Annotated in this window: 16 protein-coding genes and 3 pseudogenes; 16 read left to right on the forward strand and 3 right to left on the reverse strand. The window is 60.3% G+C overall.

Translation table 11 applies throughout. The annotated features are described in order from the left end of the window. Window positions 1-47 precede the first annotated feature (47 nt). Both RW095_RS08450 and RW095_RS08455 read right to left on the reverse strand, forming a co-directional pair. Window positions 48-1025, reverse strand: a complete 978-nt coding sequence (locus RW095_RS08450; protein ID WP_317015659.1) for a substrate-binding domain-containing protein — start codon at window positions 1023-1025, stop codon at window positions 48-50. A 62-nt stretch (window positions 1026-1087) separates the two neighbouring features. Next, window positions 1088-2524 carry an FAD-binding oxidoreductase gene (locus RW095_RS08455; protein WP_317015660.1) on the reverse strand — a complete coding sequence of 479 codons (1437 nt, stop codon included), beginning with the start codon at window positions 2522-2524 and terminating at the stop codon, window positions 1088-1090. A gap of 257 nt (window positions 2525-2781) precedes the next feature. Between RW095_RS08455 and RW095_RS08460 the strand changes: the two genes are divergently transcribed. From RW095_RS08460 to RW095_RS08515, 12 genes and pseudogenes are all read left to right on the forward strand, one after another. Further along, the gene (locus RW095_RS08460; RefSeq protein ID WP_317015662.1) at window positions 2782-3429 is read left to right on the forward strand and encodes a glucose-6-phosphate isomerase; all 648 of its coding nucleotides are present in this window, start codon (window positions 2782-2784) and stop codon (window positions 3427-3429) included. Then, complete coding sequence (locus tag RW095_RS08465) at window positions 3426-4397, forward strand: shikimate dehydrogenase family protein (protein ID WP_317015664.1); 972 nt, start codon at window positions 3426-3428, stop codon at window positions 4395-4397. Before RW095_RS08460 ends, RW095_RS08465 begins: the two co-directional genes overlap by 4 nt. 57 nt (window positions 4398-4454) lie before the next feature. Next, entirely contained in the window at window positions 4455-5228 is a 774-nt protein-coding gene (locus tag RW095_RS08470) for an SDR family NAD(P)-dependent oxidoreductase (protein ID WP_317015665.1), read from the forward strand. Then, on the forward strand, window positions 5219-6154 hold the full coding sequence (locus RW095_RS08475) for an MBL fold metallo-hydrolase (RefSeq protein WP_317015667.1): 936 nt from the start codon (window positions 5219-5221) through the stop codon (window positions 6152-6154). Before RW095_RS08470 ends, RW095_RS08475 begins: the two co-directional genes overlap by 10 nt. Continuing rightward, entirely contained in the window at window positions 6154-6903 is a 750-nt protein-coding gene (locus RW095_RS08480; protein ID WP_317016658.1) for an electron transfer flavoprotein subunit beta/FixA family protein, read from the forward strand. Before RW095_RS08475 ends, RW095_RS08480 begins: the two co-directional genes overlap by 1 nt. Before the next feature lie 13 nt (window positions 6904-6916). Then, window positions 6917-7864, forward strand: coding sequence for an electron transfer flavoprotein subunit alpha/FixB family protein (locus RW095_RS08485; RefSeq protein ID WP_317015668.1), 948 nt, complete (start codon window positions 6917-6919; stop codon window positions 7862-7864). Between the two features lie 46 nt (window positions 7865-7910). Next, window positions 7911-9416 carry a xylulokinase gene (locus RW095_RS08490; RefSeq protein WP_317015670.1) on the forward strand — a complete coding sequence of 502 codons (1506 nt, stop codon included), beginning with the start codon at window positions 7911-7913 and terminating at the stop codon, window positions 9414-9416. Continuing rightward, window positions 9413-10084: an HAD family hydrolase gene (locus tag RW095_RS08495; RefSeq protein WP_317015671.1), complete on the forward strand. Its 672-nt coding sequence runs from the start codon at window positions 9413-9415 to the stop codon at window positions 10082-10084. Before RW095_RS08490 ends, RW095_RS08495 begins: the two co-directional genes overlap by 4 nt. Before the next feature lie 7 nt (window positions 10085-10091). Beyond that, on the forward strand, window positions 10092-11213 hold the full coding sequence (locus tag RW095_RS08500) for a glycerol dehydrogenase (protein WP_317015673.1): 1122 nt from the start codon (window positions 10092-10094) through the stop codon (window positions 11211-11213). A 1-nt stretch (window position 11214) separates the two neighbouring features. Next, complete coding sequence (locus RW095_RS08505; RefSeq protein ID WP_317015675.1) at window positions 11215-11997, forward strand: SDR family NAD(P)-dependent oxidoreductase; 783 nt, start codon at window positions 11215-11217, stop codon at window positions 11995-11997. 251 nt (window positions 11998-12248) lie between these two features. Further along, window positions 12249-12335 (forward strand): annotated as a pseudogene (locus RW095_RS08510) (ATP-binding protein); the annotation flags it as partial. A gap of 20 nt (window positions 12336-12355) precedes the next feature. After that, window positions 12356-12617: pseudogene (locus RW095_RS08515) on the forward strand (transposase); the annotation flags it as partial. A 45-nt stretch (window positions 12618-12662) separates the two neighbouring features. Here the strand turns inward: RW095_RS08515 and RW095_RS08520 are convergent. Beyond that, window positions 12663-12937 (reverse strand): annotated as a pseudogene (locus RW095_RS08520) (IS6 family transposase); the annotation flags it as partial. A gap of 134 nt (window positions 12938-13071) precedes the next feature. On the opposite strand from RW095_RS08520, the gene RW095_RS08525 reads away from it, so the two are divergent. The 4 genes from RW095_RS08525 (at window position 13072) to RW095_RS08540 (ending at window position 16648) form a co-directional block, all read left to right on the forward strand. Next, window positions 13072-14385: an IS30 family transposase gene (locus RW095_RS08525; protein ID WP_449406535.1), complete on the forward strand. Its 1314-nt coding sequence runs from the start codon at window positions 13072-13074 to the stop codon at window positions 14383-14385. A gap of 304 nt (window positions 14386-14689) precedes the next feature. Then, complete coding sequence (locus RW095_RS08530) at window positions 14690-15739, forward strand: IS110 family RNA-guided transposase (protein ID WP_317015676.1); 1050 nt, start codon at window positions 14690-14692, stop codon at window positions 15737-15739. An 18-nt stretch (window positions 15740-15757) separates the two neighbouring features. Continuing rightward, window positions 15758-16051, forward strand: a complete 294-nt coding sequence (locus RW095_RS08535; RefSeq protein WP_317014817.1) for an IS3 family transposase — start codon at window positions 15758-15760, stop codon at window positions 16049-16051. 69 nt (window positions 16052-16120) lie between these two features. Then, window positions 16121-16648 carry a TniQ family protein gene (locus RW095_RS08540; protein WP_317015678.1) on the forward strand — a complete coding sequence of 176 codons (528 nt, stop codon included), beginning with the start codon at window positions 16121-16123 and terminating at the stop codon, window positions 16646-16648. Window positions 16649-16840 lie beyond the last annotated feature (192 nt).

The following is a 16840-nucleotide window of genomic DNA, read 5'->3' on the forward strand; positions in this document are numbered from 1 at the left end:
CGTACACGCGCCGGGAATCCGGCGCGTGGCTGCCACAACCTGCAACGTTAGAAAATCGCCTTGGGGTTGTAGTAAGTGTCGACGTTGCTCTTGTTGATCACAGCCGACGGCGTATACGAGATCTTCGGCACGTTCACCGCCTGACCTTGTGCGGCCTTCACGCCGATATCCACCGCGGTCCGCGCGACGCGCGCCGGATCGTTCAGCGCAGTGGCGCCGTACTTGCCCTGCTTGATCAACGCGAGCGCTTCCTTTTGACCGTCGGCAGCAGCGACCAGCGTGATGCCATGGCGGTTCGCGCTTTCGATCGCGCGGCGTGCGCCCAGCACCATGCTGTCGTTTTCGCCGAGCACCATGTTGATGTCCTTGTTCGCGACGAGCAGATCTTCCATCGCCTTCAGGCCGCCTTCATCTGACCAGTTGCCCCAGCCTTGGCCTACCACCTGCACGTTGACCTTACCGGTCTTGGCGAGCTGCGCTTCCATGATCCCTTCAAGCACGCCGTCGCGACGTTCCTTGCCGACCGGATTACCCTTTTCGCCGGAAATCAGCGCGATTTTCAGAGGCTTGTCGCCCATCGTGTCGACCACCCACTGACCGACGAGCGATCCATTTTCACGGTTGGACGATTGCACCAGCGTCAGATAGTTGGCTTTCGGATCGAGCGTGCTGTCGATCACGACCACTTTCACACCGGCAGCCGTGGCCGCATTGACGGCGTTGACGAGCCCCTTGGGGTCAGCCGGATCGATGATCAACACCTTAATGCCGCGTGTCACCAGATCTTCGATGTCGGAGATCTGCTTACCCATCTTGCCTTGCGCATCGGCGACGATCACATCCTCGCCGAGTTCGGTGGCGCGTGCCTTGGCCGATTCCATTGCGGCGGCGAAGTACGGCGCGTTGAGCACCTTCATCGAAATGCCGACCTTGATCTTGTCAGCGGCCAGGGCAGGGTTGGCTGCTACCGCTGCCGCGACGGCCAATGCCACGCCACTGAGTACCTGCTTCACGAAATGCGTCATGTCTCCTCCTTCGTTTTGGGTGTTACGCGAGTGATTAAAATGGGAAAAGCTTGGGTGCGGTGTCAAGGCGGGATTAGCTTGCCGGGATTCAACAGGCTCAACGGGTCGAGAGCGGCCTTGACGGCGCGCATGGCGGCGAGTTCTGCAGGTGTGCGTGACAGTGCCAGCACCTTGAGCTTCTTCAGCCCAATGCCGTGTTCGGCTGAGACGGAACCGCCCATTTCGCCGGTCACGCCGTAGACGACCTGCTGAACCTCCGGCGCCGTCGTGGGCGGCCAGTCGGGTTCGTGCACGACGATGTGCAGATTGCCGTCGCCCAGGTGGCCATAAACCAGAATGGTGGCGTTCGGCCAGCGCGCACGTAAGCGCGCTTCGCAGCGGTTCGCGGCCTCGCCGACGTCGGTGATCGAAAAGCTCACGTCAAAAGAAACGCGACCCGGAATCAGGCGCGGATACTCGCCGGGTGCGTCGCGAATCGCCCAGAATGCGGCCGCGTCGGCTTCGGATGAAGCGAGCGCCGCGTCGGCAATCACGCCGCTCTCGAGCATGTCCGCGAGGAAGTCTTCGAACGCCGCTGCCTGGCGTTCAGGGTCGGCGCCGTTGCTTTCGAGCAGCACGTAGTATGCGTGCCTGCCCTCGAGCGGCGCACGCAATTCGTGCAGACGTTGCAGCACGAAATCGTAATAGCCCGGCCACATCACCTCGAACGCGGATACGCCTGCGGGCAAACGTTCCTGCGCCTCGCGCAATAGTGTGGTGACGGCGTCGTAGTTGGGCAGGCCGCACCATGCGGTCGATACGGCGTGCGGCTTTGGACGAAGCCGCAACACCGCCCTTGTGATGATGGCGAGCGTGCCTTCGCTGCCAATCAACAGATTGCGCAGGTCGTAGCCAGTGTTGTTCTTGATCATCTTGCGCAGGCCGCCGACCACGCTGCCGTCAGCCAGCACTGCTTCAACGTCAAGCACCTGCTCGCGCATCATCCCGTACCTGATGACGCGATTGCCGCCCGCATTGGTTGCCAGATTGCCGCCTATCGTGCAACTGCCGCGCGCACCGAGGTCGAGCGGGAACATAAAGCCAGCCGCGTCCGCGGCCTCCTGCACGGTTTGCAAGGGTGTACCCGCGAGCACGGTCATGGCCGCACCCACCGTGTCGATGCTTTCGATGCCGTTCATCCGTTCCAGGGTCAACGCCACTTCCCCGCCGAGAATGCAGGCGCCGCCTGCGAGCCCTGTCAGTCCACCTTGCGTGACTACCGGCTGCCCGTACTGATGGCAGATTTTCATGGCGGTCGCGACATGTTCGGTGGTGCGCGGCCGGATCAGCGCGACTGGATCGGCGCTTGGCGTGCGACTCCAGTCCGCGTGTTTGCGTCCTGCGAATTCGGCGGGCAAGACAACGACGTCAGCGCCCAATGTGTCGCGCAAGGCGCCGACCGCCCGGGCGCTTTGCTCAGAGGTAAGGGCGGCAGCGGCGGGTGTTGCTGTGTCCTGCATCGAATGTCTCCGAAGACGAATGTCGTGGGCTGGATGGGGATGCTGACGGTCTTCTGGACATTTTCAGCACGACCCGTCACCGCGCCTCCAATCTTGAATTTGCTTAAACGTGAACGATAGTAACACTATCAATAATAGCGAGTAAACCTCAATTTGTTTGGGGAAAACCCCAATGAAAGAACATATGTCAAACTTTAACGTTACTAAAGTTAACGTTATACTTAGCCTGACACGATTACACATTGGAGATGGATTTCATGGAATGGCCTGAACCGCGCTCATTCGACGTAAACCTCGAGACCGGCCTCATGGACGGCACTGGCACGCGTTATCAGAAGCGCCTCGCGGACCTCGACGGTATGTATTCCGATACGATCGCGTTCAGTGCGCTCGCATCGTCGCATGGCAACGATGTCGTGTACGACGTAACCGATCACCGTCCGAGCGACCAACCGGGCGACCTGATTACGGGCGTCACGCGCATGAGTCCCGGCAAGGTGGGTGACGAGTACTACATGACGCGTGGTCACATTCACGCGAACATCGATCGGCCTGAGTTGTACTTCGGACTAAAGGGCGAGGGGCTCATGCTGATGGAGTCGCCGGACGGCGAAACGCGTATTGTTGAAATTCGCGCGAACACGGTGTGCTATGTGCCGCCGCGCTGGATTCACCGGTCAGTGAACTTTGGCACGAGCGACTTCGTGATGCTGTTCTGTTATCCGGCGGACTCGGGGCAGGATTACGCAATCATCGAAAAATCGAACGGTATGCGGTTGCGGATTGTCGATGACGGCAACGGCGGCTGGCGCAGTGAACCGAACCCGGCATATCGGGAACGTTCGGAAAACGAAGTAAACATGCTGGTTACCCGCGCAAAGAGCGGCGAAGGAGTGACGCCATGAGCTATCAACCGGCACAACGCCCGACTTTTTATTTCATTGGCGTTACGACGGCGCAAAGCTCGATCATGCGGGTTTTTCCGGCGTGGGCGAAGCATCTGGGGCTCGGCGATGTCGAGATGAAGGGCATCGATTTCAAACCACATTCGTCGCCGCAGGCGTATTGCGAGGCGGTTGAGTTTTTGCGCAACGATCCTTTATCGCTCGGCGCGCTGGTCACGACGCACAAAATTGATCTTTATGCCGCATGTCGCGATCTGTTCGACGAGATTGACCCGCATGCATTGATGATGGGCGAGACCAGCTGCCTGTCCAAACGCGACGGCAGGTTCGTCTGCCACGCAAAAGACCCGATTACGTCCGGCTTTGCGCTCGACGGATTTTTGCCGGAACAGTACTTCGCGCGGACTGGCGCGGAAGTGTTCTCGATGGGTGCGGGCGGTTCCACCATTGCGCTGACATGGCATCTGATGCAGCAAAGCCGTGGCGCGAATCGTCCTTCGAAAGTGATCGTGTCGAACCGGTCGGCGGCGCGCCTCGAGGAAATCGAACGCATCCATCGTGAGCTGGCCGCGGGCATTCCGTGTGAATATGTCGTTGCGCCGCGTCCGGAAGATAACGACGCTGTGCTGGCGCGACTCTCGCCAGGCGCACTGGTGATCAATGCCACTGGACTTGGCAAGGACGCACCGGGCTCGCCGCTCAGCAATGCAGCGCAGTTCCCGCAACAAGCAGTGGTGTGGGACCTGAACTATCGCGGCGACCTGATCTTTCTCGATCAGGCACGGGCGCAGCAGAGGGCGAAGCAATTGCAGATCGAAGATGGTTGGACCTACTTCATCTATGGCTGGACACGCGTGATCGCCGAGGTGTTTCATGTCGATATTCCGTCACGTGGGCCGGCTTTTGACGAAATCTGCCGGATCGCAGCCGAAGCGGGCAAACCGGCTCCCTCGCGTCCGGCTGTCTGAGCGGGACCGAGCGGGCATTCCGGCATTCAACACCTGAAACACGCGAAGGATCGATCGATGTATCTGGACAAATTCAAGCTTGACGACAAGATCGCTGTCGTCACCGGCGCGGCGCGCGGCATCGGCCTCGCAATCGGCGAAGCACTGGCTGAAGCGGGCGCGCTCGTCGTGCTGACTGACATGAATGCGGCATTGCTCGACGAGGCGGTGAGCAAGCTGAGCGCGCGTGGCTTGTGCGTCGAAAGCGAACTGCTCGACGTGACGGACCCGAAGGGCGCGCAACGCGTGAACGACGCCGTGGTTGCTCGGCACGGCCGCGTCGACGTGCTGGTCAATAACGCGGGCATTGCGATCTCGAATCATCCGGCTGAAACGATGACCGATGAGGTCTGGAACAAGGTGATCGACGTCAATCTGAACGGCGTGTTCTGGAGTTGCCGCGCCTTCGGCAAAGGCATGCTGGAGCGCGGCGCGGGCAGCATCGTGAATGTCGGGTCCATGTCCGGTTTTATCGTCAACCGGCCGCAGGAGCAGGCGAACTACAACGCATCCAAAGCGGCCGTGCATCATCTAACGAAGTCGCTGGCGGCGGAATGGGGCGCACGCGGCGTTCGTGTGAATGCGGTGGCGCCGACGTACATCGACACCGAAATGAACAGGTACGTCTATGAGGACAAGGAGATGTACCGCCACTGGGTCGGCGGCACGCCGATGAACCGGCTAGGACGCGTGGACGAAGTGGCGTCGGTGGTACTGTTTCTCGCCAGTGAAGCCGCAAGCCTGATGACCGGCTCGATTGTGCTGGCTGATGGCGGCTATGTGTGCTGGTGAGCATGCCGTCCGTTACGGGGTCAGCCGCCACGCAAGGCGCAGTCCGCATTAGTGTGGATGAATTCGCCGCGACGCTGGCGGAGCGTCTCGCGGATCACACCCGTGCGCCGCTTACCAGACAAGTGGTGCTTTACTGGCTCGGGCAAGCGGGTTTTGTGATCGACTGCGAGGGCTTTCGCATGTTGATCGACCCGTACCTGTCCGATTCGCTCGCCGAAAAATATCGCGGCACGCGCTATCCGCATGTCCGGATGCTGCCTGCGCCGCTTGCACCGGACGATCTGGACCGGCTTGATCTGGTGCTGTGCACGCATCGTCACACCGATCACATGGACCCGGGCACGCTGCAGCCGCTCGCACGGCGCTTTCCGGCGCTGCGATTTGTGGTGCCGGCGGCTTCGGTGGACGAAGCAATCAAGCGCTGCGGTGTCGGCATGGACCGCCTGATTCCAGTGAATGCGGGAATGCGCGTGCAGGTGCGGGACGACTGCTTGGTGTCGCCGATCGCGTCCGCACATGAAACGCTCGAGGCGGACGACAAGGGCCAGCATCCATGGCTCGGCTACGTGATCGAGGCTTGCGGCGTGCGTCTCTATCATTCGGGCGATTGCGTGCCGTACGCTGAACTGGCGGGACGTATCGCAGAGCGGCAACCGGATGTTGCTTTGCTACCGGTAAATGGCCGCGACGAAGCGCGCAGCGGTAACGGTGTGCCGGGAAATTTCACGCTTGACGAAGCCGTTGAGCTGATGAAGGAAGCACACGTGCCAGTGATGGTCGCGCATCACTATGGCTTATTCGATTTCAACACCATCTCGCCCGAGGAGATCGACGCACGCATTGCTGTTGAACGGCATGGCGCATGTGAACTCTTCCGCGCTCAGACGCAGCGTGCGTGGCGGCTGGTCAAGACAGGAAATCCATGATGAAGGTTCTGGTGGCAGTGAAGCGAGTGGTCGATTACAACGTGAAGGTCCGCGTAAAGTCGGACGGCACAGGCGTCGACATTGCCAATGTGAAGATGTCGATGAACCCGTTCGACGAGATCGCCGTGGAAGAGGCGGTGCGTCTGAAGGAAGCGGGCGTGGCGACCGAAGTCATTGCGGTTTCGGCAGGCGTGACGCAATCGCAGGAAACGCTGCGCACGGCGCTGGCGATTGGCGCGGATCGCGCCATCCAGATCGAGTCTTCGGAAGAACTGCAGCCGCTGGCTGTCGCCAAGCTGCTGAAGGCGCTGGTCGACAAGGAACAGCCATCGCTCGTCATCCTCGGCAAGCAGGCCATTGACGACGATTCGAACCAGACCGGTCAGATGCTGGCTGCGCTGGCGAATATGCCGCAGGCGACGTTTGCGTCGAAGGTGGTGGTGGCTGACGGCAAGGCGACAGTTTCGCGTGAAGTGGATGGTGGCGCGGAAACGCTGTCGCTCACTTTGCCCGCAGTCGTCACGACCGATCTGCGCCTGAACGAGCCGCGTTACGTGACGCTGCCGAACATCATGAAGGCGAAGAAGAAGCCGCTGGAGACGATCAGGCCTGCAGACCTCGGCGTGGATGTGACGCCGCGCCTGAAGACGCTGAAGGTGGCCGAGCCGGCGAAGCGTAGCGCCGGCGTAAAGGTCGCTGACGTGAAGACGCTGGTCGAGAAGCTGAAGACCGAAGCCAAGGTGCTGTGAGGAGGCGGACGAAATGACGATTCTGGTAATTGCGGAACATGACAACGCGTCGCTGAAGGCGTCGACGTTGAATACGGTCGCTGCGGCGGCTGAGGTTGGCAAACTCGTTGGTGGTGACGTGCACGTGCTGGTCGCGGGTCACAACGCCCGAGGCGCAGCGGATGGGGCAGCGAAGGTTGCAGGCGTTTCAAAGGTGTTGCTGGCCGACGCGCCGCATCTCAAAGCAGGCCTCGCAGAAAATGTCGAAGCCACCGTGCTGAACATTGCGAAGGACTACTCGCACATCCTCGCGCCGGCAACCGCTTACGGCAAGAACATCGCCCCGCGTATTGCAGCGAAGCTGGATGTCGCGCAGATCAGCGACATCACCGCAGTAGACAGTGCTGACACCTTCGTGCGTCCCATCTACGCAGGCAACGCTACCGCAACGGTTCAGTCCCAAGACCCGATCAAGGTCATCACGGTGCGTGCAACCGGTTTCGACCCCGTGGCAGCAGAGGGCGGCACCGCAACGGTCGAGAAGATCGAAGCCGCAGCCGACAGCGGACTGTCGCAGTTGGTGAGCAGCGAAGTGACGAAGCTGGACCGTCCGGAACTGACTTCGGCAGCGATCATCGTGTCGGGCGGGCGTGGTCTGGGCAGCGGCGAGAACTACACCAAGGTGCTCGGGCCACTGGCTGACAGGCTCAACGCGGCGCTCGGCGCATCACGTGCCGCAGTCGATGCTGGCTTCGTTCCGAACGACTATCAGGTCGGACAGACGGGCAAGATCGTCGCGCCGCAACTGTATGTCGCGGTCGGCATCTCGGGAGCGATCCAGCATCTGGCCGGCATGAAGGACTCGAAGGTGATCGTGGCGATCAACAAGGACCCGGAAGCGCCGATTTTCAGCGTCGCCGATTACGGTATCGTGGGCGATCTGTTCAGCTCGGTTCCCGAACTCGTGCATGCGTTGACGTGACCCGGGCTGCGATGATCCCCAAACCCCAAGGATGAGCAAAACAATAATGGAGACGTTTTACCTTGCCATTGATGTCGGCACCGGCAGCGTACGCGCCGCGCTGGTCGATTCGCGTGGCGTAATCGGAAGCCTGGCGGCGCGCGAGCACGAGCAGATCGTGCCACGTTACGGCTGGTCCGAACAGCGTCCAGCCGACTGGTGGACTGGGGCCGTGCACGCCATCCGCGAAGTGCTCGACAGCGTGCCGAACGCAGCGGCCCATATCGCGGCCGTATGCGCATGCGGTCAGATGCATGGCACGGTGCTGATTGATGCCAACGGCGAACTCACCCGCGAAGCCGCGCCGCTCTGGAACGACAAGCGCGCACTTGCTCAGGTCGAGGCCTTTCGCTCGCGGCACGACGCCTCGTCGTACCTCGCACGGACGGCGAACCCCGCCACGCCGGCCTGGCCTGGCTTCAAATTGCAGTGGATCAAGGAGCATGAGCCTGACGCCTATGAGCGCGCCACCACTGTGTTCATGCCGAAGGACTATGTGAACTTTCGCCTGACCGGTGAGCGCGCATGTGACTGGTCGGACGCATCCACAAGCTTCCTGATGGACCCGGTTACACGCACGTGGTCACAGACGATGCTGGATGGGCTCGGCCTGGATGGGCGCAAGCTCCCCGCGATCCGTGCGCCGCTCGATCTTCTTGGCAGCGTCACGAAGACTGCGGCAGCCGCAACGGGGCTGCGCGAAGGCACGCCTGTGCTGGTGGGCGGCGCAGACTACCCGGTGTCGGTGCTCGGCTCTGGCGTGTACGCGCCCGGACTTGCGTCCGACATCACGGGTACGTCATCGATCATCACGGTGATCGCAGACACACCGATGCTGCATCCCGAGGTGTCGAACCTGGCCACCTGTGAAGGCTTGTGGGGCCGCTTCATGCTGCTCGATTCAGGCGGCGATGCGATGCGCTGGGCGCGTCGCGCGTTTCACGAAAACAGCCTGTCGTACGACGCTGTTGCGCAAAAGGCAGCAAGCGCGCCGGTCGGATCGGAGGGACTGTTTTTCCTGCCGTATCTGACGGGAGAAAGACTCGGCGAACATTCGAATTCGCGCGCGCAATTCTTCGGCATTGCGGCCAGGCATGATCTCTCGCATTTGCATCGTGCAGTACTCGAAGGCGTCGCGTTTGGCGTGCGCCGGCATATTGCGCTGCTTCAGTCGCCAGCAGCGCCGATAGACCGCCTGGTCGCTGCAAGCGGCGGTGCCAAAGCGGCACTGTGGCTCGACATCAAGGCGAGTATGTATCGCACGCCGATTCTCGTGCCGGCTGAAGTGGAATGCGGCGTGATGGGTTGCGCGATCCTTGCGGCGACCGCGCACGGCCAGTTTGCGAACATCGGCGACGCGGTCAAGGCACTGGTGCGTTTCGAGCGAGAAGTTCAACCGGACCCTAACGCGAGCGATGTTTACGACCGCATGATGCCCATTTTCGAACGTCTGTACCTGCACTCACAGCAGTTCTACGACGATCTCGACAGGCTCTCTCTGGACAACGCATGACTGTCAATCGTGATTTCAAAGCAATCCTCTGGGATATGGACGGCACGCTCGCCGACAGTGAAGCGTTGCATCTGCGCACGCTCATACTCGTCCTCGCACATCACGGCGTGGAAGCGGGCGACGAGCTGCACCCACTGATTTTTGGCAAGACTGGCCGCGAAGTGCATGCGTTGTGTTGCGAACGGTTCGGGCTGTCCACAGATCTCGCCGCGTGGTCCGCGTTCCGCGCTCGCTGCTATATCGAGGGCGCGCGGTCACTTGAACCACGACCCGGCGCGCGGAACGTTTATCGCGCGGCGAAGCGAGCCGGCTTAGCACAGGCCATTGTGTCGAACTCGTCGCGCATGCTGCTCGAAGCGAATCTGAACGCGCTCGATTTGCAGGACCCGCAACTCGTCAGCGTGAGCGCGAACGACGTGAGGGCCGGCAAGCCTGAACCCGAACCTTACGAACGTGCGGCGTACCTGCTGCGTTTGCACCCGAACCAGGCGATTGTTGTCGAAGACAGTCCGACTGGCGCGCTCGCGGCAATTGCCGCAGGCATGCGCGTGCTCGCATGGCCACTCGACGATGCCGGCGCCGCGCTCTTTCATCCCGCAGCCCAGATCGTGCGCTCAGAGCGAGAACTGGCGGCGGCGCTGAATCTTCCTTCACTCATGACGAACTGACACGACCATGTTGAGAACCAGTGTTTTCCCCTCGCGCTATGTCCAGGGTGCGGGCGCGCTCGATTCGCTTGATGCCGAACTGGCGCGCCTCGGCACGAAGGCCGCGTGTCTCGTGGACAGCAACGTGGCTGCGCTGCTCGAACCAGCGCTGACTCGCGCCAGTCGCGTCACGTTGCAGGTTCGCGCAGTGCAGGCGGCGTGCACCGAACAATCCATCGCCGACACGGCGGCATGGATCACGGAGTCGGGCGCGGATATCGTCGTATCGTTCGGCGGCGGCAAGGTGGTAGACACCGGTCGTGCCGCTGCCGACGATCTGCTCTTGCCGTTTGTGTGCGTGCCGACCATCGCAGCATCGGACGCACCCTGTTCATCACTTGCCGTAATCTATGACGAAGCAGGGCGTGTGGTGCGTGATCGCTTCGTGCGGCGAAATCCAGATCTGGTGCTGCTCGACTCCAGCCTGATCGTGCGGGCGCCGGTGCGGTTCTTCATCGCGGGCATTGGTGATGCTCTCGCGACGTTTTACGAAGCAGACGCGTGCCGCCGTTCGCTCGCGTCGAATCTGTGCGGCGGTCGTGGCACGGCGTTCGCGTTTGAAGCAGCGCGGCTGTGTCGCGATACGTTGTTCGCGCACGCAGTGCAGGCAATTGCCGATTGCCGCAATCAGACCGTCTCCGCCGATTTCGATGCCACGCTCGAAGCAACCGTACTTCTCTCGGGCATTGGCTTCGAGTCGGGGGGCGTAGCGGCGGCGCATGCCATTCATCATGGGCTCGCGGACCTGCCTTCGTCGCACGGCCTGTTGCATGGCGAGAAAGTCGCAATCGGCACACTGGCTTCGTTGTTCCTGTGGCCGGCTGCGGATGAAGAGCGTCAGCGGGTGTTTGGGTTCTGCCGCGCCGTCGGTTTGCCCACGCGTCTTGGCGACGTCAACGTCAACGTTGACGATGAGGCCGCCTTGCAAAGGGTAGCAATGCGAGCTTGCCGCCCCGGCGAAATCATCCATAACGAGCCGTATCCCGTCGACGCGAGCATGGTCGTCGCTGCATTGAAGGCGATGGACCGCTACGCGCAGTTGCTGGAGCGGGCCGACGAATCTGAACAACCTGAGCGGGAGACAACCTGAGATGACCGAGATTGAAGACGTAAAGATGCGCGGGCGGGAGATCAACGCGTTTCGGCCTGGATTGTTTTCGGGCCAGACGGTGCTCGTATCGGGCGCGACGAGCGGAATCGGGCTTGCCATCGCGCAAGGATTTGCTGCGTTGAATGCTCGCGTCATCGCGACGGGCAGTTCGGCCGCCAAGCTCGACGCGTTGAACGCAGACCGTACGCTTGAGGGCATCCGCTTTGCAATGCTGGATGTACGCAATCATGACGATATCCAGCGCTTCGTGGGCGAACTGGATGAGCTTGATGTATTGGTGAATGCCGCGGGTGTCGCGCGTCCGGCGGACGAGTACCGCGATGATGTGTTCCGCGAGGTGATTGATGTGAATCTCACGGCGGCAATGCGTCTGTCGATGGCAGCGCGCAGCCGTCTGGAGAAATCCAAGGGTACGGTCATCAATGTTGCTTCGATGCTCAGCTATATCGCGGACGTTGAAGTGCCTGCCTATTGCGCGAGCAAGAGCGGAATTCTGGGCCTGACGCGATCGCTGGCGCACGCCTTTGGCATCGCCGGTGTGCGGGTCAATGCCATTGCGCCGGGCTATCACCGTACCAACATGACGCGGCCGCTTTGGGAGGATCCGCCCAGCGCCAATAAGATCGCGGCTCGCAGCGCGTTAAAACGCTGGGGGGAAGTAGACGATCTGGTGGGTGCCGTACTGTTTCTAGCTTCGCCGGCCTCCGCGTTCATCACGGGGACGACGTTGCCCGTTGACGGAGGGTACGCCACGGGCGTTTGAATCTTAGTGAGTCGCATTGGTGAAGCTGAGCACGCAACGGCATTGCGTAAAACACGCGCCAATGTTTCAAATAACGCCCGGTTATTCACGTCGGATCGAAAGATATGTCGAAAAAATGGACGGTGGATAGGGAGGCTCCTTGGCAATTGGCGTTGCCGGGAAGGGCCACGGGCCGGGTTCGCCCATCAAGGCATCAAAGGACGCTTGCCTTCACTCTCGCGGCGACGTTCAAACGGCGCGTTCGCTCTTATACAAACTTGGACTTCGTCGAATGGTCGGGTGTGTTCGGCGACGCGAAGATGACCACGGCATTGCCGGACGGGTTGATGCACCACTGCCTGCTCGGACATGCCGAGCAGGCGATGGCGCGATGTGCTTCTGGGCCGCACTGGAGTAAGTGCTTTCTGTGACGCGAGGCTAGCGCTGCTGGTTCGACAAGATGGGCAACGTCCCTAATGCGCTGCCAAAGTCGCAACGGGGTCGCGCCAAGGCCGACCTGCAGGCTATCTGGATGGCCGCGACACCTGCCCACGCATAAGCCGCGTTGGGGTCGACTCGTGTCGATTTACGTGACGAAATATCCGAAGGCGACGGAAATGCTGAAGAAGGACCGGGAGAGTTTCTGTCAAAGTGCGTTGAACAATGGCAGGCATGCTGAGGACTACTTATACCGCTAACGAGTAGAACTGCTCCGGGGGAGTGTGTCCGATACCGCAGTCTTTCATCTGCCCTTAAGTTCAATGCCGCTTAACAAGACGCGCGCACAATGAAATATCCTGAATTCCAACATGGTTCGGCTACGGCGCTTTATCGCCCTAGGGTCTTGTTCCACGATTATTTTGTTGAGATACTTGACCCGGCGGCTCTTGATAGGCGTCTCACGCTCGGCGTTCACGGCGTGCAGCCCGGCCAGATTGGCACCACTCTTGTCGATGGTTACTGGGCGGATTCAACCGGTCGTCGCAACACCTTTGATCGAGGAGGCGTTGCATGGGACGAAGTGCAAAGCAGGTGTATCGGTTGACAGGGCGAGCAGCGATGTACTCGCCGGGCGCGCCATCACTTGGACATTAGATCGAGCGTCGGTTTTGGCAACAGATCGCGACTGGTATTACAAGCGAGAAAGCAGCGGAGGCGGTGGGCGCATCTCAAGCGGTGGGCTCGCGCTGGTTCCGCTATCGTGGCGGCATGCCACTATTCATGTCCAAACCCATCGCTGGTCGATACTTGTCGTTCGCTGAGCGAGAAGAAATAGCCTTGCTCTCTGTCCAGGGGTTCGGGGTGCGCGAGATCGCCCGCCGTATCGGACGAAATGCATCAACCGTATCACGAGAACTTACGCGCAATGCTGCGACTCGAGGTGGGTGTCTCGAGTATCGTGCTTCGGTTGCGCAGTGGAAGGCAGAACGGTTCGCTAAACGACCCAAGCCCGCGAAACTGGCGACTAATGTAGAACTGCGTCAATATGTACAGGAGCGCTTGGAGGGCAAGGTACATGATGCTGACGGTCGTAAAATTGCCGGGCCCAGGCAGGCACCGTTTAAGGGGCGAAATAAGCCGCATCGCGGGGACCGAAAGTGGGTCAACGGCTGGTCACCCGAACAGATTGCTAATCGGTTGCCCGTAGATTTCCCGGATGATGAGTCTATGCGCATCTCTCACGAAGCCATTTATCAAGCGCTTTATATTCAAGGGCGCGGCGCACTCAAGCGCGAGCTGGTGGGCTGCCTGCGCACCGGGCGCGCGTTGCGCGTTCCGCGAGCGAGAGCACGTGCTAAGGCGTGGGCGCATGTCAGTGAACAGGTGATGATTTCCAGTCGGCCTGCAGAGGCGGAAGATCGTGCTGTGCCGGGCCATTGGGAAGGCGACCTCCTCATTGGCCTGAATCGATCCGCCATCGGGACGCTGGTGGAAAGATCAAGCCGTTTCACAATGCTCGTGCATTTACCTCGAGAGAAAGGCTACGGGTTGATTCCGCGGACGAAGAACGGGCCTGCGCTAGCCGGCTACGGGGCCGTCACGATGGCCAACGCACTCAAGAAGACTGTGACAGGCTTGCCTGCTGAGTTATGGCGGTCATTGACATGGGATCGTGGCAAGGAGCTTTCCGATCACGCCCGCTTCACTATAGAGTCTGGCGTGAAAGTATTCTTCGCCGACCCGCAAAGCCCGTGGCAGCGTGGCACGAATGAAAACACCAACGGACTTCTACGACAATACTTTCCAAAAGGCACAGACCTGTCCCGGTGGAGTGCTCGGGAGATCCGAGCCGTTGCTAATACGTTGAACTCAAGGCCGCGAAAAACTCTTGGATGGAAGACGCCTGCGGAAGCCCTGGACGAGTACCTAAGGTCTGTTCAACAATCCAGTGTTGCGACGACCGGTTGAATCCGCCCAGTACACGTCCATTGCCTTCGGCCGACGTTGTCGCGAGGCCGGCGTGCAACCGTCAATGGGGACCGCCGGCGACGCCTATGACACTCAGTCCAAAATACGCCTTGAACGTCGTTCCGATCTGACCCAGCCTATGATTGGCCGCGCTGCCTTCGCGTTGACCTGTCGATTGGATTCGACGTTCCCCGAGCGTTGCCGGGCCCAGCGTCTGTGACCTGATAGGAGCTTTGTAATGCGCCGTGAGTGTCCTGTCCTGCGATTGGGGTTGGCGATGCGTTCACCCACAAGGAAGACACGGATGGAACAAGTGGAAGTGATTTTAGGCGTTGATACCCATCTGGATGTTCATGTTGGAGCCGTCATCAATCAGACGGGAAAACTGCTCGGAACCCTCACTGTTTCGGCAAGTGCAAGCGGATACCTGGATCTGCTCATCTGGGCGCAATCGTTCGGCGTGCTTCGTCGCGCCGGCGTAGAAGAGACCGGCACGTATGGCGCCGGGCTGACGCGCGTCCTGCTGGATCATGAGATTGAAGTCCGGGAGGTAAATCGGCCGGACCGCGCGGATCGCAGGTTTCGAGGCAAATCCGATACCACCGACGCCGAAAGCGCTGCACGCGCCGTGCTTTCAGGCAAGGCCGCAGCGATCCCAAAAGACAAATCGGGCGCTGCTGAGGCTATGCGCGCTGTCACCGTCTCACGGCGAAGTGCTGTTAAGGCGAAAACCCAAGCCATCAATCAGCTGAGAAGCTTGCTCGTCAGCGCACCTCAAGACATTCGCGAGCGCCTTTCGAGCACAAAGATCGCCGAATGCGTTGCGAACTGCGCTCGCGTCAGGTCGCTGGGCAACACTCCTATGTTGCAGACTCTGGCCATCACGCTTCGCTTGCTGGCGAAGCGGTGGATGGCTTTGGAGGATGAACTGAAGGCGCTTGATGCAATGTTGGAGAAGCTTACCAACCAGTACGCTCGTCGGCTTAGGGGGCGCTTCGGTGTCGGACCTCGCACCGCCGCGATACTCGTTACTGTTGCGGGCGACAACCCTGAACGACTAAAAAATGAAGCGTCTCTCGCAGCGCTTTGCGGAACGAGCCCTCTCCAGGCGTCATCTGGTAAAACAGTACGGCATCGACTGAATCGCGGGGGAAACCGTTCTGCAAACAACGCGCTATGGACAATAGCGATGGTCCGCATGGGCAGTGACCCGAGAACCAAAGCGTACGTGCAACGTCGCACCCATCAGGGTATGTCGAAGAAAGAAATTCACCGCTGCTTGAAGCGGTACATAGTCAGAGAACTCTATCCTCTCATTCTCGCCGATCTAGCGGATTCCAAAGCCTTCGCTTGACATAGGAGCGTCAACGCGATGTGTGAGTCGTTCTTCGGCACGCTCGAGGCAGAGCTGCTATCGCGCGAACACCTTGCAACTCATGAGCAGGCGCGTCGGCGCGTGTTCTCGTTCCTGGAAGGTTGGTACAACGTACGCCGCCTGCACAGCAGCATCGGGTATTGCTCGCCGCTCGAATTCGAAAACCTGCATGCGCCGCATCAGCCCTCACCACAGCGCGGGTTGCCCACCGCCGGGCAGCGTCAGGGTCGAGAGAAGCGACCCGCCGCCCGGCCGTGGACAACCCGCGAGTCAACCCTTAACGGAGGCTAGACCAAATCGAATCGCCGACTACAAATCTGTCCGTCAAACCGGGTCAACCTCACCTCACGCACCTTGAACATGTCTGCCGAATCGCGCAGTAGTGTCGTTCGGTGGCCGATTGCTCCGAGGCCCTTCTACGAAGAAGCCTTCGGAAGCTGCTTAGGCCGTGTCGCGGCGCGATACAAAGTGAGCGTTGCAATGCTGTGGGACGTCAGCACAAACGAGGAGCTGCCTGCGCCCGGAACTGCCGGATGGATTCTTTTCCCTCCGATTTCGCAGTCAGCGCTGAACCGATTAGCAACGCTCGCACGTCTTGATGACGAGAGATTGAGGCACATTCAGACGCCATCGACCTGGCTCGTTGATCGGCGTTGCATGCCGTACTGCTTTAGATGCCTCGTGCTGAATGACGCGGACGTATCGGCGCCTCGCTGGAAACGTGAGTGGGTGGAACCAACAGCGAAATTCTGTCGCGTGCACCGCGCGCTCTTAGAAACAGTCCCCGCTTCTGTATTTCGCCGGTCACGTCACTTCGCTGCTGCACTGGACGCGATCAGCCGTCATCGCGAGATGCGTATGTTCAATAACAGCGGTCGGCTGCGTTAGCGGAATTAATGGACACGATTAGCGCTCCAACGGACACCATTAGCGGAATCTATGAACTTCAACAGCAAGACTTTGCCGACAAGCGTCCCGAAGTCGCTACCTGGCGCAGCAGCTGGCGGCAGGGCAATGGTCTTCGGCAGTCGCGCCTAGCCGCGTAACCGACGACGCGTGCGCACTGGCGACCGTCGTCAA

This window comes from Paraburkholderia kirstenboschensis (assembly GCF_032806925.1).
Lineage (GTDB): Bacteria > Pseudomonadota > Gammaproteobacteria > Burkholderiales > Burkholderiaceae > Paraburkholderia > Paraburkholderia kirstenboschensis.

Coding starts and splice junctions, on each gene's coding strand:
- RW095_RS08465 (WP_317015664.1), top strand. CDS start 3,426: ATGAGCTATCAACCGGCACAACGCCCGACTTTTTATTTCATTGGCGTT.
- RW095_RS08460 (WP_317015662.1), top strand. CDS start 2,782: ATGGAATGGCCTGAACCGCGCTCATTCGACGTAAACCTCGAGACCGGC.
- RW095_RS08485 (WP_317015668.1), top strand. CDS start 6,917: ATGACGATTCTGGTAATTGCGGAACATGACAACGCGTCGCTGAAGGCG.
- RW095_RS08495 (WP_317015671.1), top strand. CDS start 9,413: ATGACTGTCAATCGTGATTTCAAAGCAATCCTCTGGGATATGGACGGC.
- RW095_RS08500 (WP_317015673.1), top strand. CDS start 10,092: ATGTTGAGAACCAGTGTTTTCCCCTCGCGCTATGTCCAGGGTGCGGGC.
- RW095_RS08530 (WP_317015676.1), top strand. CDS start 14,690: ATGGAACAAGTGGAAGTGATTTTAGGCGTTGATACCCATCTGGATGTT.
- RW095_RS08505 (WP_317015675.1), top strand. CDS start 11,215: ATGACCGAGATTGAAGACGTAAAGATGCGCGGGCGGGAGATCAACGCG.
- RW095_RS08450 (WP_317015659.1), bottom strand. CDS start 1,025: ATGACGCATTTCGTGAAGCAGGTACTCAGTGGCGTGGCATTGGCCGTC.
- RW095_RS08455 (WP_317015660.1), bottom strand. CDS start 2,524: ATGCAGGACACAGCAACACCCGCCGCTGCCGCCCTTACCTCTGAGCAA.
- RW095_RS08480 (WP_317016658.1), top strand. CDS start 6,154: ATGAAGGTTCTGGTGGCAGTGAAGCGAGTGGTCGATTACAACGTGAAG.
- RW095_RS08490 (WP_317015670.1), top strand. CDS start 7,911: ATGGAGACGTTTTACCTTGCCATTGATGTCGGCACCGGCAGCGTACGC.
- RW095_RS08540 (WP_317015678.1), top strand. CDS start 16,121: ATGTCTGCCGAATCGCGCAGTAGTGTCGTTCGGTGGCCGATTGCTCCG.
- RW095_RS08535 (WP_317014817.1), top strand. CDS start 15,758: ATGTGTGAGTCGTTCTTCGGCACGCTCGAGGCAGAGCTGCTATCGCGC.
- RW095_RS08470 (WP_317015665.1), top strand. CDS start 4,455: ATGTATCTGGACAAATTCAAGCTTGACGACAAGATCGCTGTCGTCACC.